General features: G+C 66.3%; 10 protein-coding genes and 2 tRNA genes. 11 read left to right on the plus strand and 1 reads right to left on the minus strand.

Annotated features, from left to right (window positions below; genetic code table 11):
* Positions 1–4 precede the first annotated feature (4 nt).
* From AC0IX4_RS09055 to AC0IX4_RS09095, 9 genes are all read left to right on the plus strand, one after another.
* Complete coding sequence (locus tag AC0IX4_RS09055; protein WP_042573475.1) at positions 5–904, plus strand: metal-dependent hydrolase; 900 nt, start codon at positions 5–7, stop codon at positions 902–904.
* Complete coding sequence (locus tag AC0IX4_RS09060; protein WP_471828741.1) at positions 904–2,025, plus strand: PDR/VanB family oxidoreductase; 1,122 nt, start codon at positions 904–906, stop codon at positions 2,023–2,025. The genes AC0IX4_RS09055 and AC0IX4_RS09060 overlap by 1 nt, the downstream gene beginning before the upstream one ends.
* A 236-nt stretch (positions 2,026–2,261) precedes the next feature.
* Positions 2,262–4,295, plus strand: a complete 2,034-nt coding sequence (gene gyrB, locus AC0IX4_RS09065) for a DNA topoisomerase (ATP-hydrolyzing) subunit B (protein WP_471828742.1) — start codon at positions 2,262–2,264, stop codon at positions 4,293–4,295.
* Positions 4,296–4,362: 67 nt separating this feature from the next.
* A complete protein-coding gene (gene gyrA, locus AC0IX4_RS09070) occupies positions 4,363–6,885 on the plus strand; it encodes a DNA gyrase subunit A (protein WP_042573477.1) in 2,523 nt (840 codons plus the stop codon).
* A gap of 5 nt (positions 6,886–6,890) precedes the next feature.
* Positions 6,891–7,847, plus strand: a complete 957-nt coding sequence (locus tag AC0IX4_RS09075; protein WP_471828744.1) for a DUF3566 domain-containing protein — start codon at positions 6,891–6,893, stop codon at positions 7,845–7,847.
* 99 nt (positions 7,848–7,946) lie between these two features.
* Positions 7,947–8,020 (plus strand) — tRNA-Ile (locus AC0IX4_RS09080).
* Positions 8,021–8,153: 133 nt separating this feature from the next.
* Positions 8,154–8,226: transfer RNA gene (locus AC0IX4_RS09085), tRNA-Ala, on the plus strand.
* Between the two features lie 136 nt (positions 8,227–8,362).
* Entirely contained in the window at positions 8,363–9,361 is a 999-nt protein-coding gene (locus AC0IX4_RS09090) for a GGDEF domain-containing protein (RefSeq protein ID WP_471828745.1), read from the plus strand.
* An 18-nt stretch (positions 9,362–9,379) separates the two neighbouring features.
* The gene (locus AC0IX4_RS09095; protein WP_471828746.1) at positions 9,380–10,756 is read left to right on the plus strand and encodes an alpha/beta hydrolase; all 1,377 of its coding nucleotides are present in this window, start codon (positions 9,380–9,382) and stop codon (positions 10,754–10,756) included.
* Here the strand turns inward: AC0IX4_RS09095 and AC0IX4_RS09100 are convergent.
* A complete protein-coding gene (locus tag AC0IX4_RS09100) occupies positions 10,736–11,137 on the minus strand; it encodes a hypothetical protein (protein WP_471828747.1) in 402 nt (133 codons plus the stop codon). The genes AC0IX4_RS09095 and AC0IX4_RS09100 overlap by 21 nt on opposite strands.
* A 33-nt stretch (positions 11,138–11,170) precedes the next feature.
* Here AC0IX4_RS09100 and AC0IX4_RS09105 point away from each other — a divergent pair, with 33 nt between their 5' ends.
* Both AC0IX4_RS09105 and AC0IX4_RS09110 read left to right on the plus strand, forming a co-directional pair.
* Positions 11,171–11,707 carry a peptidylprolyl isomerase gene (locus tag AC0IX4_RS09105; RefSeq protein ID WP_471828748.1) on the plus strand — a complete coding sequence of 179 codons (537 nt, stop codon included), beginning with the start codon at positions 11,171–11,173 and terminating at the stop codon, positions 11,705–11,707.
* 15 nt (positions 11,708–11,722) lie between these two features.
* Positions 11,723–12,598 (plus strand): rhomboid family intramembrane serine protease, encoded by an 876-nt coding sequence (locus AC0IX4_RS09110; protein ID WP_471828749.1) that lies wholly within the window; start codon positions 11,723–11,725, stop codon positions 12,596–12,598.
* The last annotated feature ends 14 nt before the right edge of the window (positions 12,599–12,612 follow it).

Here is a 12,612-nt window from a genome sequence, read left to right on the forward strand (position 1 = left end):
GCGAATGATCGAAGGTTCACCGAACGAGAGGGAGACTGTGACGCACGACGACCCGGGACCTGTAGTTCTGCAAGCACGCGACGTCTCGTTCGACTGGGACTCCATGCGCATGCACTACATGGACGACGATCCGCTGGCCACGCACCTGATGAACGTGATGCACCTTTTCCTCCCCGAGGGCGAGGAATGGTTCGTGCGCGTGTTCAAGGAAGCGTTGCCGCTGATCCACGACGAGAAGCTGCGCGCCGACGTCATCGGTTTCATCGGGCAGGAAGCGATGCACGCCCAGGCCCACACGGGGATCCACACGTTCCTGAAGGACCAGGGCCTCGATCCCTCGCCCTACGTGAAGCAGATGGAGTACGTGTTCCGGATCGCGCTTGACAAGCGCTCGACGGACACGAAGAACAGCTTGGTGGAACGCCTGTCGCTGATCGCCGCCATCGAGCACCTGACGTCCTTTCTCGGCATGTGGGTTCTCACCGAGAAGGGGCTGGACCGCGCCGACGTCGATCCGCGGATGCTCGATCTGGTCCGGTGGCACGGCGCCGAGGAAGTCGAGCATCGCGCCGTCGCGTACGACGTCCTCCAGTACTTCGACACCCGTCGTTTCCGGCGTATCCGCACGTACGTCCTCGTGGCGCCGACCGTGGTCGTCATGTGGGGCCGTGGGCTCAGCTTCCTCATGAAGAACGACCCCACTCTGAGCGACGAGCAGCGCAAGTACACGCTGAAGCAGGTCAGGGCTGTCACCCAGCGCGGATTGTTCCCCACGGCGAAGGCCGTCGGAAAGGCGTCGGTGCGGTATCTGCGGAAGGACTACCACCCGTCCAAGGAGGGGTCGACGTCCTTGGCGGTGGCCTACCTCGCATCGTCCCCGGCGACGAGGGCAGCATCGGTCTGATGGGACAGCGCAGATTCGGACGGGCCATGGAGGCCGTCCGTGAGTACCGCGCATCGCGCACGATCCCCGAGGATCTGCACGGTCGCGGAGGTATGGACGAGATGCTCGCCCAGATCACCGACGGTCTGGACAAGATGTTCGCGATCCTCGACCACTCCGAGTACAAAGCGCGAGCGGCGCCGATGCAGGTGCGCACTCTCGACATGGTCGTGTCGGAGAAGATGGCGATCTGTGTCGACGAGAACGTCGTCGGTCTGACCTTCCGGCGCGCGGACGGTACCGATGTTCCGCCGTGGCGTGCGGGTAGTCACCTCGACGTCGAATTGCCGTCGGGACGGCGTCGTCAATATTCACTCTGCGGCGACCCGCGGGAGACCGACGCGTACTCGATCGCGGTCCGGCTGGTTCCGGACGGCGGCGGTGGATCGGTCGAGATGCACGCGCTCGAGGTGGGTGACCGTGTCTCGATCACCGGTCCCCGCAACGCTTTTCCGTTCGTGGCATCGGGTTCGGCCCTCTTCGTTGCCGGCGGCATCGGCATGACGGCGATCATCCCCATGATCCGCAAGGCGCGCGAGGTCGGCATGGACTGGCGCCTCGTCTACAGCGGCCGCACGACCGAATCGATGCCGTTCCTCGACGAGGTGTCGTCGTGGGAACAGGACCGTGTGACGGTGCGTACCGACGCCGTCGACGGATTGCCGGGCGCTGCCGATCTGCTGAGGGACGCACCCGACGGTGGGTCGGTGTACTGCTGTGGTCCGCCCCCGATGATCGCGGTGGTCCGCGAGGGAATCACCGCGACGTCGGCGACGCGTCTGCACTACGAACGCTTCTCGGCGCCTCCCGTCGTGGCCGGCGAATCGTTCTCCGTGGAGCTCGCGCGCACGGGCACCGTCGTGGACGTCGCATCCGACGAGACGGCCCTCGATGCCGTGCGCCGTGTCCGTCCCGGTGTGCCGTACTCCTGCCGACAGGGTTTCTGCGGAACGTGCAAGGTTCGCGTTCTCGCCGGGGTTCCGGAGCATCGCGACCGTCGACTCAGCGACGACGAGCGGGCCGACCACATGTTGATCTGTGTGTCCCGTTCGGCGGGTGAGCAGCTGACGCTCGATCTCTGATGTGGCCTGTGGCGATTTCACCCACGAATTCTGTCGCGGGAACCGAGAAAAGTCCGTCTCCGACGCAATGAGGGGCCGTTTCGGGCGTGGACATGAGGCCCGAGGTCATCCGTACCGGTAGGATGGGCGGGTAAAGACCGACGATCGCGTGCTGGCACGTGGGTCGAGGTCCTCATCCCGTCTCTCCGGTTCCGGCGAGCGCGGGCGTTCGAGGCGAAAAGGAGCACACCGGAAAAGTGGCTGACCGGAACTCAGGCAAGGGCGACAAGCCCAAGGAGTACGACGCATCGTCCATCACCGTTCTCGAAGGACTCGAGGCGGTACGCAAGCGGCCCGGTATGTACATCGGCTCGACCGGAGAGCGTGGTCTGCACCACCTCATCTGGGAGGTCGTGGACAACTCGGTCGACGAGGCGATGGCCGGCCATGCCACCACCGTCGACGTCACGTTGCTCGCGGACGGTGGCGTCCGGGTGATCGACGACGGTCGCGGTATCCCTGTCGGCATGCACGCCTCGGGTGTCCCCACCATCGAGGTCGTCATGACCCAGCTGCACGCCGGCGGCAAGTTCGACTCGGACTCCTACGCGGTGTCCGGCGGTCTGCACGGCGTCGGTATCTCCGTGGTCAATGCCTTGTCGACGCGCCTGCTCGCCGAGGTCGACAACGACGGATTCCACTGGGAGCAGACGTACACGATGTCCGTCCCCGGTGAGCTGATCAAGGGTCAGCCCACCAAGCGAACCGGCACGTCGATCTCGTTCTGGCCCGACGCGAACATCTTCGAGAAGACAGTGTTCAAGTTCGACACGGTCGCCCGGCGACTGCAGGAGATGGCATTCCTGAACAAGGGACTGACCATCAAGCTCACCGACGAGCGCGCGTCGGACATCGAACGCATCGCGGACGAGGCGTCGGAGAGCGAGCTGGCGGAGGTCCCCAAGAACGAGGACGAGTCCGGCTCGACGCCGAAGGTCAAGACGAAGACCTACCACTACCCCGGTGGCCTCGAGGACTACGTCAAGTACATCAACCGCGCGAAGACGCCGCAGCACCCGTCGGTGATCGGTTTCGCCGCGAAGGGCCCGGGACACGAACTCGAGGTCGCGATGCAGTGGAACTCGACGTACGCGGAGTCGGTCCACACGTTCGCCAACACCATCAACACGCACGAGGGCGGCACCCACGAAGAGGGCTTCCGATCGGCGCTGACCAACGTGGTCAAGAAGTACGCCAAGGAGAAGAAGCTCATCAAGGAGAAGGACGGTGACATGACGGGTGACGACATCCGTGAGGGTCTCGCCGCCATCATCTCCGTCAAGGTCGGTGAGCCGCAGTTCGAGGGTCAGACCAAGACCAAGCTGGGCAACACCGAGGTGAAGTCCTTCGTGCAGAAGGCTGCCGGTGAGCACCTCACACACTGGTTCGAGGCCAATCCCGCCGAAGCCAAGCTGATCATCTCCAAGGCCGTCGCGTCGATGCAGGCACGTACTGCCGCTCGTCGCGCACGAGACCTGGTGCGCCGCAAGAGCGCCACCGATATCGGTGGTCTGCCCGGCAAGCTCGCCGTCTGCCGTTCCAACGATCCGTCGAAGTGCGAGATCTACATCGTGGAGGGCGACTCGGCCGGCGGTTCCGCCAAGTCCGGGCGCGATTCGATGTACCAGGCGATCCTTCCGTTGCGCGGCAAGATCATCAACGTCGAGAAGGCTCGCATCGACCGCGTTCTGAAGAACACGGAAGTCCAGTCGATCATCACCGCGTTCGGTACCGGAATCCACGACGAGTTCGACATCGCGAAGATCCGGTACCACAAGATCGTCCTGATGGCCGACGCCGACGTGGACGGCCAGCACATCTCGACTCTCCTTCTCACCCTGTTGTTCCGGTTCATGCGCCCCTTGGTCGAACACGGATACGTGTACCTGGCCATGCCGCCGCTGTACAAGCTCAAGTGGCAACGCGGATCGGATCCCGAGTTCGCGTACTCCGACCGTGAGCGCGACGGCCTGATCGAAGCCGGTCTCGCGGCCGGCAAGAAGATCAACAAGGACGACGGCATCCAGCGCTACAAAGGCCTCGGCGAGATGAACGCCAAGGAACTGTGGGAGACCACGATGGATCCGAGCGTGCGTGTCCTGCGTCAGGTGACGTTGGACGACGCGGCAGCCGCCGACGAACTCTTCTCCATTCTCATGGGAGAGGACGTCGAGGCGCGTCGTAGCTTCATCACCCGTAATGCCAAGGACGTTCGTTTCCTCGACGTATAGCGAATTCGCCTGCGCGACTCGGTGATCGAGACGCGCAGGTGACGACGCACGAAAGGTTTCTTCTTCGATGACCGACACCACCCTGCCGCCGTCCGGCGGAGACGGACCCACGTCCGATCGCATCGAGCTGGTCGACATCCAGCAGGAGATGCAGAACAGCTACATCGACTACGCGATGAGCGTGATCGTCGGTCGCGCGCTGCCCGAGGTCCGTGACGGCCTCAAGCCCGTGCACCGTCGCGTGCTGTACGCGATGTTCGACAACGGCTACCGCCCCGACCGCGGCTACGTGAAGTCGGCTCGTCCCGTCGCCGAGACCATGGGTAACTACCACCCCCACGGCGACAGCTCGATCTACGACACTCTCGTCCGCATGGCCCAACCCTGGTCTCTCCGTTACCCGTTGGTGGACGGACAGGGCAACTTCGGCTCCCGCGGCAACGACGGCCCGGCCGCCATGCGGTACACCGAGTGCCGTCTGACGCCGCTGGCGATGCAGATGCTGGCGGACATCGAGGAAGAGACCGTCGACTTCGTCGCGAACTACGACGGACGCACGCTCGAACCCACCGTGCTCCCGTCGCGGTTCCCCAACCTGCTCGCGAACGGCAGCGGCGGCATCGCCGTCGGCATGGCGACCAACGTTCCGCCGCACAACCTTCGGGAACTGGCCGAGGGCGTCTACTGGATGCTCGAGAACTACGAGGCGAGCGACGAGGTCGCCCTCGAGGCGATGATCGAGCGCATCAAGGGACCCGACTTCCCCACCCACGGCCTCATCGTCGGATCGCAGGGCATCGAGGACGCGTACCGCACCGGTCGCGGATCGATCCGTATGCGCGGTGTCGTCGACATCGAGGAGGGTGAGCGCGGCGGTACCCAGATCGTGGTCACCGAGCTCCCGTTCCAGGTGAACCCGGACAACATGATCGCCTCGATCGCCGAGCAACTGAAGGACGGCCGCATCGCCGGTATCTCGGACATCGAGGATCAGTCCTCGGACCGAGTCGGCATGCGCATCGTGATCAAGCTGCGCCGCGACGCGGTGGCGAAGGTCGTGCTGAACAACCTGTACAAGCACAGCCAGCTGCAGACCAGCTTCGGTGCGAACATGCTCTCCATCGTCGACGGTGTTCCGCGCACGCTGCGCATCGACCAGATGATCAAGCTGTACGTCACCCATCAGCTCGATGTCATCGTCCGCCGCACCCGGTACCGGCTGCGCAAGGCCGAGGAACGCGCACACATCCTGCGCGGACTGGTCAAGGCACTCGATGCACTCGACGAGGTCATCGCTTTGATCCGTCGGTCCGCCGATGCCGATGTCGCTCGCCAGGGCCTGATGGACCTGCTCGACGTCGACCAGATCCAGGCCGACGCGATCCTCGCGATGCAGCTGCGTCGTCTCGCAGCCCTCGAGCGCCAGAAGATCATCGACGAGTTGGCGTCCATCGAGATCGAGATCGCGGACCTCAAGGACATCCTCGATCGTCCCGAGCGTCAGCGCGAGATCGTCCGGTCCGAGCTGAAGGAGATCGTCGACAAGTTCGGCGACGACCGTCGTACCCGGATCATCGCCGCGGACGGCGACGTCAACGACGAGGACCTGATCGCTCGCGAGAACGTCGTCGTGACCATCACCGAGACCGGGTACGCCAAGCGCACACGCACCGACCTCTACCGTTCGCAGAAGCGTGGCGGTAAGGGTGTGCAGGGCGCGGGTCTCAAGCAGGACGACATCGTCAGCAAGTTCTTCGTCTGCTCCACTCACGACTGGATCCTGTTCTTCACCACGAAGGGCCGTGTCTACCGCGCGAAGGCGTACGAGTTGCCGGAGGCGAACCGCACCGCCCGCGGCCAGCACGTGGCGAATCTCCTCGCGTTCCAGCCGGACGAGCGCATCGCCCAGATCATCCAGATCAAGACCTACGACGACGCGCCGTACCTGGTGCTGGCGACGAAGGCCGGCCTGGTGAAGAAGTCCAAGCTGTCGGACTTCGACTCCAACCGTTCCGGCGGCATCGTCGCGGTCAACCTCCGCGGCGACGACGAGCTGGTCGGAGCCGTGCTGTGCAGCTCGGACGACGATCTGCTGCTCGTGTCCGCCCTGGGCCAGTCGATCCGCTTCTCCGCCACCGACGAGGTACTGCGTCCCATGGGCCGCGCCACGTCGGGTGTGCAGGGCATGCGCTTCAACGGTGAGGACCGGTTGCTCTCGCTGAACGTCGTCAGAGAGGGCACGTTCCTCCTGGTCGCGACGTCGGGCGGCTACGCCAAGCGCACCGCCATGGACGACTACCCGCCGCAGGGCCGCGGGGGCAAGGGCGTGCTGACAATTCAGTACGACCCGCGCCGTGGCACGCTGGTGGGCGCACTCATCGCCGACGACGACGACGAGCTGTACGCCATCACCTCGAGCGGCGGTGTGATCCGCACCGCGGCGCGTCAGGTACGTAAGGCCGGCCGCCAGACCAAGGGCGTTCGCCTCATGAACCTCGGTGAAGGCGATACCCTGCTGGCCATTGCACGCAATGCGGACGAGCCGGAGGACCTCGTGCTCGACGAGGCCGACGGATCCAAGGAGTCATGAGCTGAGTGAGTACTCCCGAACAGCCAGGTTCGGCCGGTAACGGTCGTCCGGCGCAGACCCAGTCCCCTGCCCAGCCTCCGGCCCCTCGGCCGCCGACGGCCGCATGGCCGCCCGTCGAGCAGGACGGGTCGCGGCCGAATCACCAGGACGCGCCCCGCCAGGGTCCCCAGGACGGGCCCCGACCGGCTCCGCAGGACGCGCCTCGTCAGGGTCCGCGTCCGGCTCGAACCGACGGTGCACCTCAGCAGCGTCAGCCCGAGCCGCCTCGTCAGCCGGAGCCGCAGCGGCAACCGCAGACGAACCTGCCCCCGCGGGGCTCGGATCAGTCGCGGCCCGAGCAGACGCGGCAGGAGCCGAGCCGCACCACGGTGCAGCCGGCCGCGCGAGCAGTGGACGGTCAGAAGGCACCCGAGCGTCCTCGTCAGTCCCGGCCTGCCGAAGCCACCGCCAAGGCTGCGGTGATCGACGGTCCGACGCGCAACATTGCGCGCAACGACCTCCCCACCGACATGCCCGACCTGTCGACGGTCCGGCACCCGATGCACGAGGAGCAGCGGTCGGAGCGTCAGGCACCGGTCGCCGTGGCACAGCCGGTCGGGTCCGGTGATCCGCTTAGGGCCACGGTGCAGATCCGCAAGATCGATCCGTGGTCGATGTTGAAGCTGTCCCTGGTGATTTCCGTCTCGTTGTTCTTCGTGTGGATGGTGGCCGTCGGGCTGCTCTACATGGTTCTCGACGGCATGGGCGTGTGGGATCGACTGAACAATGCGTTCTCCGACATCGTCGCCACGTCCGGTGAGTCGGGACTGGTGTCGGCGGGTCAGATCTTCGGATACGCCGCGGTCATCGGTCTCATCAACGTCGTTCTCTTCACGGCGCTGACGACGATCGGCACGTTCATCTACAACCTGTGCTCCGACTTGGTCGGCGGACTGGAAGTGACGCTCGCCGATCGGGATTGATCGTCCGTACACCGGCGTTTTGGTCTTCGGCGCCGGTGTACGGTAATCTCGTTCCTCGGTCCGGCTACCACTGGAAACAGTGAGTTGCAGGGCGAGTGCGGGCCTATAGCTCAGGCGGTTAGAGCGCTTCCCTGATAAGGAAGAGGTCGGAGGTTCAAGTCCTCCTAGGCCCACGAACGAGTGTGATGGAGGAAGATCTGTGAAGTTCGGTCTCCCCGCGCTCGTGGCGTCGGTAGTTCTCGTCGTCGTTCTTCGCGCAGTGCGCGTGGAGAGTCAGCGATGGCACGAGCTTCCCGATTCCGATCCGGGGCCTTAGCTCAGTTGGTAGAGCGCTGCCTTTGCAAGGCAGATGTCAGGAGTTCGAATCTCCTAGGCTCCACACCGGTCACCACAACACCCTGTCTCGCATCGCGAGGCAGGGTGTTGTCGTTTCCTCGGGAGTTCCTGTACATGTCACGACGCCGTCGGAGAACGCTTCGTGCACCCATACGCTCCCTATCGTCGATACTCGACGTGTGAACTCCGGACGACGAACCGACGCGACGACCGCTCTGGTCGTCTATCTGGGGCTCACGTCCATTCTTTTCATCGCCGGCGCGGTGCCGTTCTCGGGAACGACGAGCGGAACCCTCGTCATGGTGCTCGCCGGTATCGCGCAGCTGGGCGGAGCCGCTTTCCTGTACTTCGGCCCGCACCCGACCGATACCGGTCGGCTCGGCATCGTGACCGGCGGTGCAGTCGCTGCGCTGTGTGCCATGTTCCTGACCGCCGACGGTGCGGTCGCCTACCTGTTGCTCAGCCAGTCGGCGATGTTCCTGGGGATGCAGCTGGCGGGCTACTGGAGCGAACGCGGCGGCTGGGTGTGGGTGACGGTGCTGACCGTCGGCTCCATGGTGTCGGCGGCTCTGGCGTCGTCGTCCTCGATGCCCGCGGTCGCCTACGTGCTGACGGCGCTGGGAATCGTGGCGGGGGCCGAGTTCTTCGGCTCGCACGCCCGACGCATGCGGCACTCGGCGTCCCGTGACGCGCTGACGGGTCTGCTGAACCGTCAGGGACTCGAGGGGCGGGTGGAGAAGCTTCTCCCCGGATACGCCTCACGGGGGCTGCCTGTCAGCATGGCCGTACTCGATCTGGACAACTTCAAGACCGTCAACGACGTCTACGGCCACATCGCCGGAGACGTGCTTCTCGAGCGCGTGTCCGCCGCCTGGATGGGACAGCTCCGCAAGGGTGACGTCCTGGGCCGACTGGGCGGCGACGAGTTCGTGTTGTTCATGCCGGGGACCGACGAGGCCGAGGCGACCGAAGTACTGGCCAGGCTCCGACGCGCGCACTCGGCGGAATGGAGCGTCGGGATGGTGTGCATGCCGACGGTGCGGAAGTGGTCGGAGATCTACCGCGCGGCGGATGCAGAGTTGTACAAGGCGAAGAGGAGCCGCGGAGTCGAGCGCACCTCACGCCCGGTACCGCGCGCTGTCGTCGAGGACACCGGAGTGGCAGCCGACCCACGGTGAGCTGTCCACAGCCTGTGGATGAATCTGCACGCGTCGGACCGTCCGTGCTGTGCACTGCTCGTCGACGACGACGCGGTGGGAGACGGTATGGGCGTGCTGTGGCATGCGGACGACATGTGGACCCGACACACGTTCCTGGTGGCATTCGGGGTGCGGCTGGCCGTAGTGGCCGACAGGGTGCGGTCGATCGGCGGACTGTACGGCTGGGACGGTGAGGCTGCCGACGCGGCGCGGTCCGCCGTCACGGCGCTCGCCGACGATCTCGACGACGCAGTGGCGACGCTGCGGCGGACAGCGGCTGTCGCCGCCCGCGCCGGTGACGATCGAGCGTCGCTGTCGCTGTGGGACCCGGACGACCATACGGGTGCCGCGTCGGAACTCGATGCACGCGTCGCACTCGAATTCGCTCGGGCGCAGGCTGACGGTGTCCGTCCCGCCGAGCCGGCGCGATCGGGTCCGGCGGCGATCCTGGACGCGGTGAACAGGGCCCGTATGGAACGAACACGCGCCGGCCTCGTCGAGGTCGAGAGGAGGCTGGCGGCGGAGGTCGACCGTTCGCTTTTCGGTGGCCTCGTCACCGACGCCGACGCCGGTCTCGAGCAGACCCGCGCTCGGCTGGCATCGATCGACGCTCTGACGACCGTGCTCGCACTCCCCGGTCGGCGGTTGGTCCACTTCGAGGAGGGTCCCCGTCGCACGGTGGCTGCCGTGTCGATCGGTGACGTCGACGCCGCCGATCGGCTGGCCGTCTTCGTTCCGGGCGCCGGAACCACGGTCGACGGTGACCTCCTGGCCCACGATGCCGAGGCTGCGGCCGTCGTCGCTGCGGCCGGCACGATGTCGGGCTCGGTAGTCGCCGGCATTTCGTGGTTGGGATATGAAGCACCGCAATGGAACTCGGAGCTGGTGAATCCGGACAGCAGTGTCGCATCGAGAACACCGGCTACCACGGGTGCTCCCGCGTTGGCGCGCGCGCTCGACGGACTGCACGGCCGTCGGCACGGGAGCGAGGCTCCCGTCGTCACCGTCGTCGCCCACTCCTACGGCACGGTGCTGGCGGCGGATGCCTTGGGACGAGGTGCCGCGGTCGACGACGTCGTGCTCATGGGATCACCCGGGTGGCAGGACACGACGCCGGACATCCCCGCGCCGTACGTGGCCGAGGCGCGGTGGGATCCGGTGGCCGACCTCGGCTGGTTCGGGCCCGATCCGAGCGAGCGCAGCGATGCCGTCCTCCTGCCGACGGACGGCACCAGCGGCCACGGCGACTACCTCGTCCCCGGCTCGACGAGTGCACACGGCATCGCCGCCGTCGTCGCCGGTGTACCGGGGACCCCGCAGCCGCGACGGATGGACGTCGCGGACCTCGCGCGCCTACTGGTGAGGTTGCTGTGACCGGTCGACGCTGTGGTGGCCGTTGCTGCTCGCACTGCCGTTGCTACCCGGGGTGCCCAGGCTGGGCGGCTCCGCTGCCGGCGGCGGGAGCTCGGTGCGTCGGGCCCGCGAGAACGCGACAGCTCCGGCGCCCGCGAGAACGAGCAGGCCGACCAGCCCCGCGCGCCGAGCTGCTGCGAAGCGGCGACGGTCCTTCCGAGCGGGAGCGGGCACGGACGGTCGACCGGCGCGTTGCTGGGCGCGTCGGGACCGGAGAATCGAGACGCCCTTCCGGGTGACGACGAATCCTGTTGCTGCGGGCCCCTTCGCCAGCGTCAACGCGGTGTCGCAGGCGATGCCCAGAGCCTTCTTCGCTGTTGCCGTGTCAGGTGTAGACGTCATCCGTTCACTGTTCCATATCGACCGAGTGGCACGATGGAAGACGTGACCTCACCTTTACAGACTCAGACCGCGACCCTGCACACGAACCACGGCGACATCGTCATCGCCCTCTTCGGCAACCATGCGCCGAAGACGGTCGAGAACTTCGTCGGCCTCGCCCAGGGAACGAAGGACTACAGCACCAAGAACGCCGCCGGCACGTCCGAGGGCCCGTTCTACGACGGAGCGATCTTCCACCGCGTCATCTCGGGCTTCATGCTGCAGGGTGGAGACCCCACCGGCACCGGCACCGGCGGCCCCGGATACAAGTTCGGTGACGAGTTCCACCCCGAGCTGTCGTTCGACCGCCCGTACCTGCTGGCCATGGCGAATGCCGGTCCCGGCACCAACGGCTCGCAGTTCTTCATCACCGTCGGCCCGACGCCGCACCTCAACCGTCGCCACACCATCTTCGGTGAGGTCATCGACCCCGCGTCGCAGAAGGTCGTCGACCAGATCGGTTCCGCTCCCACCGGCCGTGGCGATCGCCCGGTCGAGGACGTCGTCATCGAATCGGTCAGCATTGCGTGACCTGAGCACCCGAGCATGACGGGTCCAGGCTGGGGCGGTACTTCGGGACCGCCCCAGCCCACCTGTGTACGGCACCCGGACAGGCCGACCGGATTGTCGTGCACCCGGTGCGATCGCCCGGCGTGCCCCGAATGCCTTCGGCCCGCCTCGGTGGGTCAGCACTGCGTGGACTGTGTGGCCGCTGCCGCGTCGTCGGTCCCACGGGCGCGGACCGTCGCCGGTGGTGTGAGTCGACCGGCCTCCACCCCCGTGGTGACCTACGCGATGATGGCGCTGAACATCCTGATGTTCGCTCTCACCGCAGCGCAGGCGGGTGGTTTGAGCAATCAGACCAGCGCCCTGTTCCGCGAGTGGGCACTGGTTCCGCTGCTGGTGGCCGACGGAGATCTCGTTCGAATTCTCGGCAGCGGCTTCCTGCATTCCGGCATCGTGCATCTCGCCGTCAACATGTTCGCGCTCTACGTCATCGGTCGTGACTGCGAACTCGTTCTCGGCCGCGCGCGATATCTGGCGGTCTACCTCGTCGCCCTCCTCGGCGGCGCTGCTGCCGTCATGTTCCTGTCGAATCCGCTCGTCGCGACCGTGGGTGCCTCGGGCGCCGTCTTCGGCCTGCTCGGAGCGCAGGCCGTGATCCTGGTGCGGCTCCGTCAGAGCCCGACGCCCGTCCTGGTCGTCATCGGCTTGAACGTGGTGCTGAGTATCGCGATCCCCGGTATCTCCCTGTGGGGCCACCTCGGTGGTCTCGCGGCGGGAGCGGCCGCGACCGCGGCGGTGGTCTTCACGACGGGCCCACAGCGGTCCCGCGTGGGCTGGGCGGGGATCGTCGCTCTCGCTCTGATCGCGCTGGCTCTGATCGGTCTGCGCGCAGCGAGTCTGTCCTCCGCGTTCTGACCTCGGTCCGGCCG

It is taken from the genome of Rhodococcus sp. AC861, assembly GCF_979256035.1.

Bases quoted from the DNA above. Each gene is read 5' to 3' on its own strand.
- AC0IX4_RS09060 (WP_471828741.1), top strand. From the start codon at position 904: ATGGGACAGCGCAGATTCGGACGGGCCATGGAGGCCGTCCGTGAGTAC.
- AC0IX4_RS09095 (WP_471828746.1), top strand. From the start codon at position 9,380: ATGAATCTGCACGCGTCGGACCGTCCGTGCTGTGCACTGCTCGTCGAC.
- AC0IX4_RS09100 (WP_471828747.1), bottom strand. From the start codon at position 11,137: ATGACGTCTACACCTGACACGGCAACAGCGAAGAAGGCTCTGGGCATC.
- AC0IX4_RS09105 (WP_471828748.1), top strand. From the start codon at position 11,171: ATGGAAGACGTGACCTCACCTTTACAGACTCAGACCGCGACCCTGCAC.
- gyrA (WP_042573477.1), top strand. From the start codon at position 4,363: ATGACCGACACCACCCTGCCGCCGTCCGGCGGAGACGGACCCACGTCC.
- AC0IX4_RS09110 (WP_471828749.1), top strand. From the start codon at position 11,723: ATGACGGGTCCAGGCTGGGGCGGTACTTCGGGACCGCCCCAGCCCACC.
- AC0IX4_RS09055 (WP_042573475.1), top strand. From the start codon at position 5: ATGATCGAAGGTTCACCGAACGAGAGGGAGACTGTGACGCACGACGAC.